Source organism: Shewanella sp. SR44-3 (assembly GCF_014163735.1).
Taxonomy (GTDB): Bacteria; Pseudomonadota; Gammaproteobacteria; order Enterobacterales; family Shewanellaceae; genus Shewanella.
The window spans coordinates 137,554-153,221 of sequence record NZ_JACJDV010000003.1; the positions used below are offsets into that span (position 1 = coordinate 137,554).

Here is a 15,668-nt window from a genome sequence, read left to right on the forward strand (position 1 = left end):
CTCCTTAAATGAGATAAAAAATAATGGCTAAGCTTGCGAGCGCTTTGCGACCCAAGCTATGGCTTCTTGTTTGCGCTCTAACGGGAACCACGCGACTTCGCCTTGCATGAAAGGGCCTAACAAACGTACTGAGTTACCCACCCAATCTGGCCCACCCACGAGCACTAGCGCATCAAATGCAGGCAGTTGTACTTCTCCGCTACCTGTCAAGGAGCCAAACTCCCAGCCTTCAAGCAAGACGTCGGCTTCAATATAAAGGCACACCTGACCCCAATCATTGCGATAGCTTTTTATCGCTGGCTGTAAACGAATGCGGTAATCTTGTGCAGATAAGCGGCCACTGGCAAATAAACTAATAACGCCTTTCGCAATATCTGGAATTTGGCATAACATAAGGGGAACTCCGAGCCGAATAAGGGCTGAGTGCGATAGACTAAGGCAATAAATAGTCGATGCAACTCAATAATGGCAAGGATGATAGCAAATCTCTGCCCGAACCATAAAGCGCTTAATCGCAATCTTGTCAATAATCAGGCTAAATAACTGGCCTACATCACAACCAAGTCATAGGAAATTATCACCCGAATCAATGATAAAAATTTCATATAAAGTCGAGTTACTAGATAACGAAATTGAATGGCAGTTTGTACGCTCAAGCGGTGCTGGCGGCCAACACATCAATAAAGTGTCCACCGCAGCGCAATTAAGCTTTGATATTGCAGAGTCATCCTTGCCTGATTTTTATAAAGAAAAACTACTCGCCAAGGCGGATCACCGGATCACCAAAAGCGGTAAAATCTTAATCAAATGCCAACAAAGCCGCAGCCAAGATTTTAATCGCCAGCAAGCCTTAGCTCAGTTTATAGAATTAGTTGCCAGCGTTGCCCATGTGCAAAAAAAGCGCGTGGCAACGAAAGCCACTAAAGCCAGCCAAAAACGTCGCATTGAAGGTAAAAAACAGCGCGGCGCCACTAAAGCGATGCGACAGAATAAAAGTGACTATTAGTTCGTAGTAAACCTTATTTTTTCTAGCATTAATCTCATATAAACAGCGAATTAAACATGCTAAATTAACAGAAATAATTTCTCTAAGGACTGCACCATGAGCGCCACAGCTAAAATCCTATTACTCAACGGCCCGAACTTGAACCTACTTGGTCGCAGAGAACCGGGTCTCTATGGTCACCAAACATTAGAGACTATAGTCAGCGAACTTAACGCTCAGGCCCAACAAGCGAGCGTCACCCTAGAACACCTGCAATCTAATGCCGAGCACGAGCTTATTGATGCTGTTCATGCAAGTGATGCTCAGTTTATCATTATTAACCCTGCGGGCTTTACTCACACCAGTGTTGCCCTGCGTGATGCTCTGCTTGGCGTTGCGATTCCTTTTATTGAAGTGCATTTGTCTAATGTCCACGCCCGTGAGCCATTTAGGCAGCATTCGTACTTTTCAGATAAAGCCGTTGGCGTGATTTGTGGACTTGGGCCTCAAGGCTACAAGTTCGCCTTACAAGCCGCATTGAGTCATCTCAGCGATAAACAGCTGCAAAGCTAACCGTTAACCAATCAGATAAGCTCAAGCACTAGCGAGCTCAGCGCCAAGATGGGGCGCGCTGGGAGGTCAATTTTGCTATACTCCCCCGCCTACCCGCTTTGGGGTCCATAGTTAACATTAATAGTTAAGAGCAAGCATACATGTCAGTACACTCTTTGTTAGTCACAGCGTTAAGCCAGCGTGCAGCTTTTTTATCTCAAGCCAAGCTTGATAATACAGATTGCTATCGCGTTTTTCATGGCACAGTTGAAGGCGTCAGTGGTCTTAACATCGACAGATATGGCAATGCTTGGTTAATTCAAAGCTTTCATCAAACGTTGACCGCTGATGAACTTGCGCTTATCACCCAGGTTTTGCAGCAAGCCATATTGTTACCAGTTATCTATAACGATAGAGCCACTAGCCATTCGCGCATCGACAATGAATTAACCCCAGAGCTGCTAGACATAGCCACAACTGAGCAAATTATGCATGAAAATAGCATTAAATTTAGCTCTAAACTCCGCCATGAAGGTCAAGATCCTCTGCTGTTTTTAGACATGCGTATTGGCCGTGAATATGTGCGCCGCCACAGTAACAACAAAACGGTACTCAACTTGTTTTCTTATACTTGCGGCATAGGAACAGCTGCGGCCATGGGCGATGCCAGTCACGTTGTGAATGTGGATTTTTCTTCATTTGCTTTGGCTGCGGGTAAGAGAAACGCCGAGTTAAATCAAGTGGATAACGTCTGTGAATTTATTCAAAGTGACGCCTTCCCAGCACTTAGGCAGCTTGCTGGACTTAACGTTGGCGGCAGACGTAATCAAAAGCTTCCCAACTACCCAAAACTCAGTGCAGCCCAGTTTGATTTAGTGTTTTTGGATCCGCCAAGGTATGCCAAAAGTCCTTTTGGCATTGTCGATTTAGTTAATGATTACCAAGGTTTATTCAAGCCTGCCATGTTGGCCACTAAAAGTGGCGGCACCATAGTGTGTTGCAACAATGTCGCCAAGGTCGAGCGCCAAGAATGGTTTGCAAGCCTAGTGCGCTGCGTTGAAAAACAAGGCCGTAGTGTAAACAAGATAGAATGGCTCGATTGCCATCCTGACTTCCCTTCTTTTGATGGTAACCACCCATTAAAAATGGTCGCGCTGACATTAAGCTAGCCACAAAATAAGACATGAAACAGCCAATAAAAAACAGCTCAAATGAGCTGTTTTTTATTATCCTGATACTGGCGTGCTAAACAGAAGTAATACTAGGCACACCGATTTTAGTCACTGCACTATAACTTCTGTCACTGGCAAGTTTAAAATCTTTGCTGAGTATGCTATCCACATAGTGCCAGTCACTGCGCACTTCTTCAGGAGTGAACGTCAGCATCATGTAACCCCTGTCTTTGAGATTGGCATACTTCAAATGTTCTACCATGCCTACAATTGCCGCTTCTGTCGCGGGGATTTGCTCAAGGGGGATGTTGAGGTAGTACTCAAGTCCAGGAGATGATACTGAACTGGTCGCAAATTCGACACCAATGGCATTGCCTTTATAATCCTTAAGCTCATTTGCCCAAGCATTATGGGTATCGCCAGCAATCACTACTAAGTTGTGGTTCGCAGCTTTTGCAGTGCTTAGAATCACTTCACGCTCGTAAAAGTAACCATCCCAAGAATCCAAGTTATAAGGAATCGCTGGAAGCTGTAACTGCGCCAGCACTTCTGGTGTTAACTTAGCTTGATTGGCTTGTAAATAGGTCAATTCCTCTACAGTCAAACTTGGATCACCCGCCTGCGCGCGGCCAGCTAACTGCGCCAATGCGCCTAATTCGGCGAACTGTGGAATAGATAATTGCTGAGTCGCAATTGCCGCAGGCAATGACATCTGCCCCATCAACACTTGCTGGCCTAATACCTGCCACTTAGCCGTTGCCTGCAATAAGGTGCCTTGCAACCATTCAAGCTGAGTTTGACCTAACATAGTGCGGTAGGGGAAGGTGACATCGGCTTTGAAGGCTTTATCGTTAAATGCGCCTGTATCTGGGTGCATATAATCGGCGTAATCAAGCTGCTTATCACGACCAACAAGGCGAGTATCAAGCATGTGTAAATCAACTAAATCACCGAAGCTGAAACTTCTGTAAATGTCTTCATGATTACCTTCACGCCATGGACGAATAGGCAACCATTCAAAATAGGCTTGCAGAGCTGATTGTTTACGAAGGTCATAATCCCCTTCATCAGCTTGATGATTTTCAGCCCCTTCACGCCAGGCATCGTTAGCCACTTCATGGTCATCCCACACGGTAATAAAGGGGACCTTGGCGTGAAGTTTTTGCAGGCTAGCGTCCTGATGGTATTGACCATAACGAGTACGATAATCCGTAAGTGAGATTAGCTCGTTAGCAGGCAGTACTTCACGATTAAGTGAAGCTGCGTGCTCGCTGGCATAACCGCCTCTGGCGTATTCATATAAATAATCACCAAGGTGAACCACCGCATCTAAATCATCACGCTGCGCAGCCAGTTCATAGACATTAAAATAACCGGCTGGAAAGTTAGCGCAAGACATAACGGCCAATTTAACTGAGTCCACGGCGCCTTCTGGTAGGGTGCGGGTTTTGCCTACTGGGGATAGCTTATCGCCACATTTAAAACGGTAGAAATATTGCTTGCCTGCTTCCAGCTGAATGGCATCAACTTTAACGGTATAGTCACGACCAATATTAGTCAGCATACTGCCAGTCTGGACTAAACTACTGAAAGCATCATCTGTGGCCAACTCCCAAGAAACCAAGACTTCACCATCATATTCAGGGGTTACACGAGTCCAGAGGATCACTTCTTTGTGAGTCGGATCACCACTGGCTACACCATGCAAAAATTCACCTGGTGTTTTTTTTTCTTCGCTACCGCAGCCCATTAGGCCATAAGAAATAGCTGCAGCACCAACACCTTTGGCGGACATGGCCAAAAAATCACGACGAGAAACACTATAAGTCATCATTAATCCTTTAAATTATTATTTCACTTGATTTGTTGAATTTATTATATTTTTTATTCACCCCTAGCTGAGGAGTTAACAGGTTAACGCTAAGATCATCTGGTATGAGGTCTAATGAGAGGATCCTGCAACAAGAGTATTACAATTTAATGACAAAATGATAGTGTTAAATCCATCACAATATTAGTTATTGTTTACATTCATACTGTTATAAATATATTTACGACAAACATTGCTAGCTATGTTAAATAGTTTTGATTAATATTTCAGCATCACCAGTTCAAGGAGCGATCGAATGAAAGTCAGCGACATCATGACCCCCAATCCAGTGTGCATCAGCAATGAGGCTAGCCTTAAAGATGCCCATCAATTAATGCAAAGTCGTAGCGTACGCCATTTACCTGTCATATCTGAACTAGATGGCACCCTAGTGGGCATGCTGACACACAAGAAAATGATCGCCAGCGTATTGAGCATGCTCAATAAATACGGTCAAGGGGCGCTAGACAGAAAAGAGCGCTACAAACCCATTATTGAAGTAATGGAAACCCAAGTACAAAAATTGGGTCTAGATGAACCATTATCTGTTGTAGTGCAGTATTTTATTGATAATAAATTAGGCTGTTTACCGGTTGTAGATGGCAATAACAAAGTGATAGGAATAGTGACTTCATCGGATTTTGTTAAGCTGTGCCAGCGCTTACTACTCAAGCATCCCTCATAAGTAAATCAGTTATTAAACAAAAAAATCCAGCCTAGGCTGGATTTTTACACATCAATTAACTAAAAATTTTTGATGTTTAGTTGCATGAGCTGCTGTACAGCGCCTCTGCCCACATTGGATTATCAATGAAGGGGTTGCGATTTTTCTGCCATTCATAAATACGGTTGTTGCGGCGACGCTCCCAATCACTGACGGGATCTTGGATATGCCAACTTAGCAGAGTACATAAGTCACCTAACAGCGCTTCACCAGTGCCAGTGATGCCTTTAGCCACGACTAAATTAGGTGTACCACTATTATCCCCCCCCTCATAACGCACGTCCATGTAGAACACCATACGCGCAACGTCACCTTTGACCATATTCGCTGGCTCAAAGCTGTCACTGTCAGATTTGTTATTCGGCGCTTCAGCCAATACATCACCGCCCATAGCGAAATCTTTATTACCACGGGTACTATTCACAGTGACATCTGCTGGACGCAAATGATGCAAATCAGTGTAAGCATGTTGGCCACTGTTTGGGAAACCATGGCTCTTAGCCCACACGTGTTCACGGTTCCATGCATCTAACGAATTACTCATACCAGCACGGTTAGTTTTAGGCTCAGAGCGGCCAGTATAGAGTAAAATCACATTGCTAGTGTTAGCTGGATCTTCATCTGCATAGTTAAGGCCATCCCAAACTTGATCGTAACTGAAGCGAGTGTGATCGCGAATGATCAGATTAAGGCTCGCCTTTAAGGCTGCACCTGTTTTGCCATTAGCGTTAGCATAATAGGTATCGAAGGCATAATCACCTGAGTTTCCCGTTCCACCAGTTCCGCCAGTACTTGCTGCGGTATAGCTTGCAACAAGACTTACGCCGCTAAAGCCTTGATAAGCTGTGATATTTACAAAGTATCGGCCAGCAACGACTGCCGCAATAGGACACTGCTCATTATTACCTGTTAAGTATGGACGACAATCCGATACGCTCGCGGTAGGCTCTTTACCCTGACTCACGTACAGATCAGCATCCCCTGTGCCGCCACTCATGGTAAAGCTTAAGTTAGTCGCCCCCGCTGGTACATCTGCCACAAACTTCAATGTTTGCCCTGTGCTGGCGCTAAGGCCTGTCTTAGCTTGACCATTTTCTAGTAAGTTTTCACTTACTGGTGGAGGAGTTGGGGTGGCGCAGCCAGTGCTTAAACTGCCAACACCAGGATTACCTGCAGAACTACCTACACTCCAATCTGCTTGCGAATGAGTATTGGTGCTAGTAGTGCGCACTAACGATACATTAGTGGCATTGAGTGACCAGCCAGAGATCCCACCTTCCCAGGCGACCACATCAAGCTCAGTAGTCCCCTTAAGTAACTTGACATAATCACCTGAGTTACCCAAAGACAACGACATTGGCGCAAGATCGGCCTGACGAGAAAACAAACTATTCAAGCCTGCCGCATCTTTAGCGACAGTAAAATATTGACCAGAAGCTAAAGTGCCAGTTAACCCATAGCTGGCACCATTATCACTGATTGAATATTGGCTTAAATCAATTGCAGAGCAACTTGCGTTAAATAGCTCGACAAATTCTTCAAGATTATCATTATTAGGTGCATCATAGAGGACTTCACTTATCATTAGTTCAGCATTGGCTGTAAATGCCAAGCCGACCAAAGCTAAGGTAATTGCTATTTTTGATTTATTTATCATCAACATAACTCTCATTAATTATTATTTTTAGGTACTTTCATGGATGACTTCCACAAAAGTCCGACCCCATTCAATTCCCTTTGAGTTTTGTTAAAGCGCGCGGAGTATGCCATAGAGTGAGTGACACAATTGTGATGAAATTGTTATTTCTGAAATAAAGACAATGTTTTTAAATGATATGGATTGACATGAAAAACATAAGCACATGTTAATAAACAGATTACTACTATTCACAATGCTAACACCTTAGTGTTTCGCTCTAGAGAAACCCTATGATTGCTCTGATAAACAGGTCTTATTGAGGCAGCAATATCCCTATAACGCAATCTGCTTTAACATCTAGATGAGCAATAAATTCATCTTTCCACAATAAAGCTAAGCTGTAATAGCTACAATAAGGATTAGCCTGAGGTGATATAAGCAGCAAAAAAAAGAAAGACAAGCACCATAGCTGTCTTTCTATTCGGTTAAAACGGTAAATGAAGCCAAGGTTAAGCGTGGATCCACACCAATTTAGGTAGCTTATTAAGATCTAAACAATCTTGGTGCCCTGCGATGGCTGCAGCTTGTGGAGCCGTTGCCGCATGTTCACTTAAGGCTTCAATGAGCACAGCTTGCGCTTCTTTTTCGCCATGGACCAACACCACTGGTGGCGCATTATCAAAATGTTGATACCAGCGCAACAATTCAGCTTGATCTGCATGGGCCGACAGCCCACCCACAGTATGAAGCCGCGCTGCAACTTTAACTTTTTGGCCATGAATAGTAAGGTCTGTAGCACCATCCACCAAAATACGCCCGGGGGTACCCACAGCCTGATAGCCACAAATGATGACATCAGCATCCTTACGCCACAAGTTATGGGCTAAATGATTGCGAATTCGACCACCGTTACACATGCCGCTACCGGCGATGATAATGAGTCCTTCATGGATATCATTAAGCTCAATCGACTCCTCTGTGCTACTGATAAATTCCGCGCTAGCCAGCAGTGGATGCTTGCCTGGAGACAGCTGAGTAAAGCGTTTAAAGTCTTCATCCATTAAAGGGTAATTATTGACATAGACTTGAGTGGCTTTTATCGCCATAGGGCTATCCAAGCAAATGCGCCAACGGGATAAATCCCACTCTTTGGCGTACAAATGAAACAAATATAATAACTCTTGTGCACGTCCAACTGAAAATGCCGGCAATAAAATATTACCGCGGCTTTGCTTAATCGTAGTGGCAAAAATAGCTTTAAGTTCGGTTAAAGTATCGTCCCAACTGCGATGTAATCTATTACCGTAAGTACTTTCCATCAGCACCAAATCTGCACTATCAATGAGCGTAGGATCATCAAGTATAGGCATACCTGCACGACCCAAGTCACCACTAAACACCAGTTTCTTGGCCTCTTTCCCCGCCCCTAAGAAAAGCTCTACTATCGCCGAACCAAGAATGTGGCCCGCATCGGACAAGCGAATACTCACATGGGGGACAAGCTGTGTTTGCTGACCATACTCAAGGGGAGTAAACAATTTAAGCACAGCTTCAACATCATCTTCATCAAACAATGCCTCTATAGGTTCAAGATCCTGTTTGGCGCGCTTACGATTTTTACGATCTGCATCTTTTTCTTGTAACATAGCCGCATCTCTTAACATGATGCCGCACAATTCAGCTGTGGCCTTATGGGTAAAAATAGGCCCCTTAAAACCTTGCTTAACTAATAATGGCAAGCGCCCAGAATGATCAATATGGGCATGACTTAAGATCACGGCATTTATACGAGATGGTTCAAAATCAAATGGCTCGTGATTGCGAAGCTCGTCAGCTTTACCTCCTTGAATGAGGCCGCAATCCAGTAACAATTGCTGACCGTCGACTTTGAGTAAATGGCAAGACCCAGTCACCTCTTGAGTCGCCCCTAAAAACTGTAAGCTCATTTCCATAACAGCATCCTTGTTTATCATCAAGCTAACACTCAAGCACAATACTTGAGCTATTCACTTTAGATTATGCTGTTTTAATGCTCAATAATGGAACCCAGATCAAATAAACGCCTATCGCACAAATTTTGCCATCAGGCTAAATACTTTTTATTGCAACACTTTGTATGAGCATTTATTTTTTTGCTCTTTTGCAAAACAGTAAATGTTTCCTACACTCAATGAACGCCGCTGATAAAACACGCACATAGCAATAATGTTATTCACTTGACGTTAATGCCAGCGTTAAACAGCGCAATTTATCAGAAATAATCACAAATATTTAGTCAAGCGATTAATTACGCCCTCTCGATAAACACAATAAAGGGTCAAGGAGTGTTAATGCGTACAGGAGTTCATATTTACCCCCCATTATTGGGTCTGCTAGGCAGTATATTACTGCTATCTTTTTCCCCAATTGACACCAGCAGTAGCTTAGCGGCTTTAGTATTGTCCGCCTTAGGTGTACTTTTCGGCTATTGGATAAATCAAAATCAAAAAGAACTCACAGAGCAATTAGCTCAATCACAGCTAAGCTGCAAACTACTCAAAGATGCAAATCAGAATGTCAGTCATATAGACGCCCTTTGCTTGCAAGTATTTCCCATTTGGCGCCGTCAGGTGGAAACCACTCGGGTGCAAACCGAAACCGCCACCACTGACTTAGCGTTGAGTTTCAGCAATTTGGTCGAAAGATTAAATCACTCGTTTTCCAGTAGCACTGGCGGTAATAAAGAAAAAAACACCATAGAAAGTACCTTCGATTTTGCTGAGAAATCCCTCCAGAGCGTCATAGGCTCTCTGCAAACAACTCAGCATGACAGAGCCGCTATTTTAGATGAAGTGCGTATGCTTACCTCTTACACAGAAGAACTAAAACGTATGGCCGCTGAAGTGGATGCTATCGCAGGGCAAACTAACTTATTAGCATTAAATGCCGCCATTGAAGCCGCCCGAGCTGGTGAAGCTGGCCGCGGGTTTGCGGTCGTTGCCGATGAAGTGCGCAAACTATCGTCACTCTCTAGCGCCACAGGCAAAAACATGACGGAGAAAGTCAACGTGATTAACAATGCCGTTAATAATGCTTTTGCTGTCGCAGAAAAAGCCACATTAGATGACGATGGCATAATGGATAGAGCAGAAAACTCTATTAAAGAAGTACTTTCAAGCTTTGGCACTACAGTCAAAGAGCTCGCCCAATCAAAGAGTGTGATGCAAGAAGAAGGTCGTCACATTCAGCAAGAAATAGAGAAAATGCTAGTGTCGTTACAGTTTCAAGATAGGACCAGCCAAATATTGGCACAAGTAAATAACAGTATGGGTGAGCTCAGTGAAACCATGGAGCACGCCCATAGCAATCAACAATTAGGGAAAGCATTTAGCGAAAAGGATGTCAGCCACTGGTTAACTAAAATGGAAAAAGGCTACGCCATGCTGGAGCAGAGAAGCAATCACGACTCGCACCAAAAAAAGGCGGACCAAGTTGAAGAAATCACCTTCTTTTAACACAACAAATTTCCCCCAAAGGCTAGGATAATTAAAGGAATACTCTATGTCTAAAACAATAATGATAGTGGATGACTCGGCAAGTTTAAGGCAAGTGGTCAGTATTGCGCTAAAAGGCGCAGGCTATAACACTATTGAAGCCTGTGATGGTGTTGATGCGCTAAAAAAGCTTACTGGCGCCGCAGTTAACCTCATCATAAGTGACGTTAATATGCCTAACATGGATGGCATTAGTATGGTTAAGGAAGTCAAAAAGCTCCCCGCCCATAAATTTACTCCCATCATTATGCTCACCACGGAATCTCAGGCTGATAAAAAATCTGAAGGCCAAGCGGCAGGTGCACGAGCATGGGTCGTAAAACCCTTTCAACCGCAGCAAATGTTGGCTGCCGTTGCCAAGTTGATTTAAGGCGCACGTGACAAGTAAAAGGATGTTGTCCCCATGCTAACGTTTTCACAAATCGATAATTTGTCCCAAGCAAAAATTGAAGGGGCTATGACGATTCACAATGCATTTGAACTCAAAAATCAGCTAATGGAAGTACTTAATGTCGCCCACTCTATAGAGCTAGATTTATCGGCGGTAACAGAAATCGACGCTGCTGGGTTACAACTGTTAATCATGGCTAAAAAGCAACAAGCCATGACTCAACTTGAGTTGACTCTTATTCATCATAGTGAAGCCGTTGTCGAAGCAATGGAACTAATGGGCTTGGTCAGTTGGTTTAATGATCCTGTCATCATGACCAGGCAGTAAGCTCAGCTAGGATAATGTTTGTTTTAGATTAATAGGGATATGGCATGGATGAATTAGAACAAGTGTTAGGCCTGTATATCTCAGAGAGCCGTGAGCTACTGGATGAGATGGAGTCATTGTTACTCAATCTTGAGAATGAAGAAGATAAAAGCGAAAGCCTTAATGGTATCTTTCGCGCAGCCCATACTATTAAAGGCTCAGCAGGGATTTTTTCACTGGACGATGTGGTGCATTTCACTCATGGAGTGGAAAGCTTGCTGGATAAAATGCGGGACGGCAAGATAGCGCCCAATACCGAGCTCACCTCTTTATTGCTTGACTGTAAAGATCATATCAGCCAGCTTATCGACAACGTAGAAAGTAAATCTAGCCTCACTGAAGAAGCGGCATTAAATGGTAAAACCTTACTACAAACCCTGGTTATTGTGGTTAAGCAAGGGGGGACCGATGGCCCACAAGATGTTCCGCCTATAACAACACAAGTCACGACCACTCAGCCTGTAGAGCGAGTCAACAGCCCTAAAGTTGAAAGTGATAACTGGCATATTTCGGTACGTTACCATGAAGACTCATTTCGCTTTGGCATGGATCCTTTAGCCATACTGCGCTATTTGGCTACTTTAGGCAGTATAGAGACCATTAACACTTTATTTCCAAACCTGCCAGATGCCCACAACATGGATCCAGAAACCTGTTACTTAGGCTATGAGATTAACTTTAAGAGCATGGCAGAGAAACAAGAAATTGAGGGTGCATTTGAATTCATTAGAGAAGACAGTCAGGTCCATATTCTGCCTCCCAGTAGCCGAGTTAGCGACTATATATCCCTGATTAAGTCATTGCCTGAACAAGACTTACAATTAGGTGAAATATTAGTCAAATGTGGTTCACTTACCCCCAATGAACTTGAATATGCCCTCGGGCTCCAAAGAGAGCTTAAAAGCCAATCCATCGATGTGCCATTAGGCTCAATAGTTGTCAACAACGGCCTTACACCACAGCCTGTGCTAGAGTCCGCCATTGCCAAACAGAATCAAATAAGGGATGGTAAAACAAAAGAAATTCAATCTGTTAGAGTTGATGCAGACAAGTTAGATCAACTCATTAATTTAGTGGGAGAGCTAGTCATTGCAGGTGCTAGCTCAAGCCTTCATGCCCACAGATCTGGAGACCGGGTGCTAATGGAGTCTTTTTCACTACTGACTCGATTGATGGAAGAAGTTCGTGATGCAGCGCTGCAACTTCGCATGGTACAAATTGGTGCCACCTTCAACCGCTTCCAGCGAGTCGTGAGAGATGTCGCCAAAGAGCTAGGTAAAGATATTGAGCTTGTGATCACTGGTGCTGAGACTGAACTTGATAAAACTGTGGTGGAAAAAATCAGTGATCCGCTAATGCATTTAGTACGCAACTCCATGGATCATGGTATCGAAGCCCCTGATATACGCATGGGGAAAAACAAATCCCCCAAAGGTAAGCTTAATCTCAATGCCTATCATGATTCAGGCATGATAGTTATAGAAGTCTCTGATGATGGCGCAGGCCTAAATCATGAAAAGATTTTGAGCAAAGCCTTGGAGAAAGGCTTAGTTCAAGAAGCTGAGCAACTCGATATCCAAGAAATTAATAACCTCATATTTGAGCCAGGCTTTTCCACTGCTGACGCTGTTACCAACCTCTCAGGCCGCGGCGTTGGCATGGATGTGGTGAAACGAAATATCACCGCCCTGCGAGGTTCTGTCGATGTCCAAAGTACCTTTGGTCAAGGGGCTCTTTTTAGCATTCGCTTGCCACTCACACTGGCCATTATTGAAGGTTTCTTAGTTGAAATAGACACCTCATCTTTCGTTATTCCGCTCAACATGGTGCTCGAATGTGTTGAACTTAATGAATGCGATTCAGACATAGATATCAATACCCAGCAGAGTTACATCAATTTACGAGGCGAAGTGCTGCCGTTTATTCGCTTGCGGCGCTTATTTAACTTAGGTGGCAAAGCCCCTAAACGTGAAAATGTGATCGTAGTGTCTTACTTAGGCAGCAAAGTTGGCTTAGCTGTCGACAAGCTAGTGGGAGAGTTTCAAACCGTCATTAAACCTCTAGGTAATATTTTCAGTCACATTCAAGGGATCAGTGGCTCGACAGTATTAGGCAGCGGTGAAGTGGCGTTAATTTTAGATGTACCCAATTTAGTCCAAAAAATATTAACAACAGAATCAGCCAAAGCCCTCTACAGCCAAGCTTGATTTAGGATTTATTTACTTTAAGGAATATTCGGATGTTTAATAACATGAAACTAAGCATGCGCCTCGGAGTGACCTTTGCGCTTCTCATCATTTTGATGTTAACCATCATAGGTATAGGCTTAAAAGAACTCTCAACCGTCAATGGCATTACTTACCGCATCGTTACTGACGATTGGCGAAAAACAGTGTTGGCCAATGATATCATTGACTTAGCAAACAATAATGCCAAAGCACGTCTTGAGCTACTGCTTAATGATGATCTTACCGCTCAAAAGCGCTTACACGATAGACTGACAAGCAATAGAACAACCTTAGATCAAAAAACTGCTGAACTCGAATCCATGATTAAACTGCCCGATGGTAAGGCTAAAATGGCTGCTCTTAAAGAGATGCGAGTGAGTTTTCAAACTGAATTTGCTCAAATTAACGAACTCATTGATAAAGAGCAAAAACAAGAAGCTATCGCTGTCATGCTCAACGAGGCCATGCCCGTTCTTAACGCTTATTTGGCGGCGGCTGCAGAGTTGGTGACATTTCAAGGGACAGTGCTCGAAGGTTCGGCTGAAATTTCACAGCAAAGTTATGAGGATGGCGTACTGGCCATGAGTATTGCCGGTATATTAGCGTTCATTGTCGCTATTGGGGGTGCTGTTTTGGTCACCAAGTCCATTACCCGTCAACTCGGTGGCGAGCCCAGTTATGTCACCGAGGTAGTGAGCCGCATCGCCAATGGTGACTTGCAAATAAAAGTCGATGTAAAAGCTAATGACACCAGTAGCATGCTATTTGCCGTCAATACAATGGTAAGCAAGCTCTCAGAAATTATCACCAGCATTCGTGTATCAGCAGATAACCTATCTAGCGCCTCTGAAGAAGTGTCAGCCACAGCCCAAAGCATGAGCCAAGGTGCCAGTGAACAAGCGGCGAGTGTTGAAGAAACCTCTGCATCCATTGAGCAAATGTCAGCATCTATTAGCCAAAATACTGAAAATGCCAAAGTCACTGACGGCATGTCATCAAAAGCGGCAAAAGAGGCTGATGAAGGTGGCGCAGCGGTGCAACAAACAGTTACAGCAATGAAATCAATCGCAGATAAAATCAGCATTATTGATGATATTGCTTATCAAACTAACCTATTAGCCCTTAACGCAGCCATCGAAGCCGCCAGAGCTGGCGAGCACGGTAAAGGCTTTGCTGTAGTCGCCGCAGAAGTAAGAAAGCTTGCAGAGCGCAGCCAAGTTGCCGCACAGGAAATTGGTGGGGTTGCCACCAACAGCGTTAGTCTTGCGGAAAAGGCCGGTAAGTTATTGGATGAAATCGTCCCTTCAATTAAGAAAACTGCCGATTTAGTACAAGAAATCAGCGCCGCATCTGAAGAGCAGTCTTCCGGTGCTGCCCAAATTAATACCGCAATGGAGCAACTGAGCCAAATCACCCAGCAAAGCGCTTCTGCATCGGAAGAGCTTGCAGCAACAGCAGAGGAAATGAGCAGCCAAGCAGAATTATTGCAAGATGTGATCAGTTTTTTCAAAGTAGGGGCACCCAGCCGCCAAATGAATCAAACAAGCAAATCGGTAGCCAACACCGATAAAATCACGTCCCGTAGTAAAGCTAAACCTGCAACGACCAGCGAACATGATTTTGTCCGATTTTAGGAGCCACTGATGAATTTATCCAACAAGAGAAGCTCACAGTCGGCCCAGCTGAGTGTCGCCGATGAGGATAAGCAGTATTTAACCTTTAATTTAAAAGATGCTATGTATGCCATCGGGATATTGCACATCAAGGAAATATTGGAATACAGCAATGTCACTCCTGTGCCTATGATGCCAAATTTTATTAAAGGCGTGATTAATCTACGTGGTGCTGTGGTTCCAGTAGTCGATTTATCTGCCCGCTTTGGCGGCAATCAAAGCAGCATAGTTAAGCGAACTTGTATCGTCATCATAGAAGTCTTAAATGAAGAAGGCATGCAAGATATTGGCGTTGTTGTTGACGCCGTATCAGAAGTCATTGAAATCAGCCACACCAATATTGAACCTGCACCTGCGTTTGGTGCCCAAATTCGAGCCGATTTCATTCAAGGAATGGGCAAGATAAATGGTGATTTTGTGATTATTTTACAGGTAGATAAGGTGCTTTCAGTAGAAGAAATGTCCATGGTTAGTCACTTGGCTCAAAGTCAAGGCAGTGCAAGTAAGCCAGTGCCCGAGCAAAGGGCACTGTAAA

14 protein-coding genes are annotated in these 15,668 nt (G+C 43.9%); 10 read left to right on the forward strand and 4 right to left on the reverse strand.

Annotated features, from left to right (window positions below; all coding sequences use genetic code 11):
• Positions 1-27 precede the first annotated feature (27 nt).
• Entirely contained in the window at positions 28-393 is a 366-nt protein-coding gene (locus H5073_RS03005; RefSeq protein ID WP_182676828.1) for an STAS/SEC14 domain-containing protein, read from the reverse strand.
• Positions 394-589: 196 nt separating this feature from the next.
• Here H5073_RS03005 and arfB point away from each other — a divergent pair, with 196 nt between their 5' ends.
• The 3 genes from arfB (at position 590) to H5073_RS03020 (ending at position 2,706) form a co-directional block, all read left to right on the forward strand.
• Complete coding sequence (gene arfB / locus H5073_RS03010) at positions 590-1,006, forward strand: alternative ribosome rescue aminoacyl-tRNA hydrolase ArfB (protein WP_182676829.1); 417 nt, start codon at positions 590-592, stop codon at positions 1,004-1,006.
• Positions 1,007-1,102: 96 nt separating this feature from the next.
• The gene (gene aroQ / locus H5073_RS03015; RefSeq protein WP_182676831.1) at positions 1,103-1,558 is read left to right on the forward strand and encodes a type II 3-dehydroquinate dehydratase; all 456 of its coding nucleotides are present in this window, start codon (positions 1,103-1,105) and stop codon (positions 1,556-1,558) included.
• 140 nt (positions 1,559-1,698) lie between these two features.
• Entirely contained in the window at positions 1,699-2,706 is a 1,008-nt protein-coding gene (locus tag H5073_RS03020; RefSeq protein WP_182676833.1) for a class I SAM-dependent rRNA methyltransferase, read from the forward strand.
• 76 nt (positions 2,707-2,782) lie between these two features.
• Here H5073_RS03020 and H5073_RS03025 read toward each other — a convergent pair whose 3' ends face one another.
• On the reverse strand, positions 2,783-4,540 hold the full coding sequence (locus H5073_RS03025) for an alkaline phosphatase (RefSeq protein WP_182676904.1): 1,758 nt from the start codon (positions 4,538-4,540) through the stop codon (positions 2,783-2,785).
• 295 nt (positions 4,541-4,835) lie between these two features.
• On the opposite strand from H5073_RS03025, the gene H5073_RS03030 reads away from it, so the two are divergent.
• Positions 4,836-5,264, forward strand: a complete 429-nt coding sequence (locus H5073_RS03030; protein ID WP_182676835.1) for an HPP family protein — start codon at positions 4,836-4,838, stop codon at positions 5,262-5,264.
• Between the two features lie 76 nt (positions 5,265-5,340).
• Here the strand turns inward: H5073_RS03030 and H5073_RS03035 are convergent, their stop codons facing one another.
• Both H5073_RS03035 and H5073_RS03040 read right to left on the reverse strand, forming a co-directional pair.
• The gene (locus H5073_RS03035) at positions 5,341-6,960 is read right to left on the reverse strand and encodes an endonuclease (protein WP_182676837.1); all 1,620 of its coding nucleotides are present in this window, start codon (positions 6,958-6,960) and stop codon (positions 5,341-5,343) included.
• A 491-nt stretch (positions 6,961-7,451) separates the two neighbouring features.
• Positions 7,452-8,894 (reverse strand): MBL fold metallo-hydrolase RNA specificity domain-containing protein, encoded by a 1,443-nt coding sequence (locus H5073_RS03040; RefSeq protein ID WP_182676839.1) that lies wholly within the window; start codon positions 8,892-8,894, stop codon positions 7,452-7,454.
• Between the two features lie 378 nt (positions 8,895-9,272).
• On the opposite strand from H5073_RS03040, the gene H5073_RS03045 reads away from it, so the two are divergent.
• The 6 genes from H5073_RS03045 to H5073_RS03070 are packed head-to-tail and all read left to right on the forward strand — an operon-like array spanning position 9,273 to position 15,667.
• Positions 9,273-10,436 carry a methyl-accepting chemotaxis protein gene (locus H5073_RS03045; RefSeq protein WP_182676841.1) on the forward strand — a complete coding sequence of 388 codons (1,164 nt, stop codon included), beginning with the start codon at positions 9,273-9,275 and terminating at the stop codon, positions 10,434-10,436.
• 46 nt (positions 10,437-10,482) lie between these two features.
• The gene (locus H5073_RS03050) at positions 10,483-10,845 is read left to right on the forward strand and encodes a response regulator (RefSeq protein WP_182676842.1); all 363 of its coding nucleotides are present in this window, start codon (positions 10,483-10,485) and stop codon (positions 10,843-10,845) included.
• 33 nt (positions 10,846-10,878) lie between these two features.
• A complete protein-coding gene (locus tag H5073_RS03055; protein ID WP_182676844.1) occupies positions 10,879-11,193 on the forward strand; it encodes a lipid asymmetry maintenance protein MlaB in 315 nt (104 codons plus the stop codon).
• 44 nt (positions 11,194-11,237) lie between these two features.
• A complete protein-coding gene (locus H5073_RS03060) occupies positions 11,238-13,439 on the forward strand; it encodes a chemotaxis protein CheA (RefSeq protein ID WP_182676846.1) in 2,202 nt (733 codons plus the stop codon).
• Positions 13,440-13,471: 32 nt separating this feature from the next.
• Positions 13,472-15,094 carry a methyl-accepting chemotaxis protein gene (locus H5073_RS03065; RefSeq protein ID WP_182676848.1) on the forward strand — a complete coding sequence of 541 codons (1,623 nt, stop codon included), beginning with the start codon at positions 13,472-13,474 and terminating at the stop codon, positions 15,092-15,094.
• 9 nt (positions 15,095-15,103) lie between these two features.
• Positions 15,104-15,667, forward strand: coding sequence for a chemotaxis protein CheW (locus H5073_RS03070; RefSeq protein ID WP_182676850.1), 564 nt, complete (start codon positions 15,104-15,106; stop codon positions 15,665-15,667).
• Position 15,668 lies beyond the last annotated feature (1 nt).

Bases quoted from the DNA above. Each gene is read 5' to 3' on its own strand.
- H5073_RS03005 (WP_182676828.1), bottom strand. From the start codon at position 393: ATGTTATGCCAAATTCCAGATATTGCGAAAGGCGTTATTAGTTTATTT.
- arfB (WP_182676829.1), top strand. From the start codon at position 590: ATGATAAAAATTTCATATAAAGTCGAGTTACTAGATAACGAAATTGAA.
- aroQ (WP_182676831.1), top strand. From the start codon at position 1,103: ATGAGCGCCACAGCTAAAATCCTATTACTCAACGGCCCGAACTTGAAC.
- H5073_RS03020 (WP_182676833.1), top strand. From the start codon at position 1,699: ATGTCAGTACACTCTTTGTTAGTCACAGCGTTAAGCCAGCGTGCAGCT.
- H5073_RS03025 (WP_182676904.1), bottom strand. From the start codon at position 4,540: ATGACTTATAGTGTTTCTCGTCGTGATTTTTTGGCCATGTCCGCCAAA.
- H5073_RS03030 (WP_182676835.1), top strand. From the start codon at position 4,836: ATGAAAGTCAGCGACATCATGACCCCCAATCCAGTGTGCATCAGCAAT.
- H5073_RS03035 (WP_182676837.1), bottom strand. From the start codon at position 6,960: ATGATAAATAAATCAAAAATAGCAATTACCTTAGCTTTGGTCGGCTTG.
- H5073_RS03040 (WP_182676839.1), bottom strand. From the start codon at position 8,894: ATGGAAATGAGCTTACAGTTTTTAGGGGCGACTCAAGAGGTGACTGGG.
- H5073_RS03045 (WP_182676841.1), top strand. From the start codon at position 9,273: ATGCGTACAGGAGTTCATATTTACCCCCCATTATTGGGTCTGCTAGGC.
- H5073_RS03050 (WP_182676842.1), top strand. From the start codon at position 10,483: ATGTCTAAAACAATAATGATAGTGGATGACTCGGCAAGTTTAAGGCAA.
- H5073_RS03055 (WP_182676844.1), top strand. From the start codon at position 10,879: ATGCTAACGTTTTCACAAATCGATAATTTGTCCCAAGCAAAAATTGAA.
- H5073_RS03060 (WP_182676846.1), top strand. From the start codon at position 11,238: ATGGATGAATTAGAACAAGTGTTAGGCCTGTATATCTCAGAGAGCCGT.
- H5073_RS03065 (WP_182676848.1), top strand. From the start codon at position 13,472: ATGTTTAATAACATGAAACTAAGCATGCGCCTCGGAGTGACCTTTGCG.
- H5073_RS03070 (WP_182676850.1), top strand. From the start codon at position 15,104: ATGAATTTATCCAACAAGAGAAGCTCACAGTCGGCCCAGCTGAGTGTC.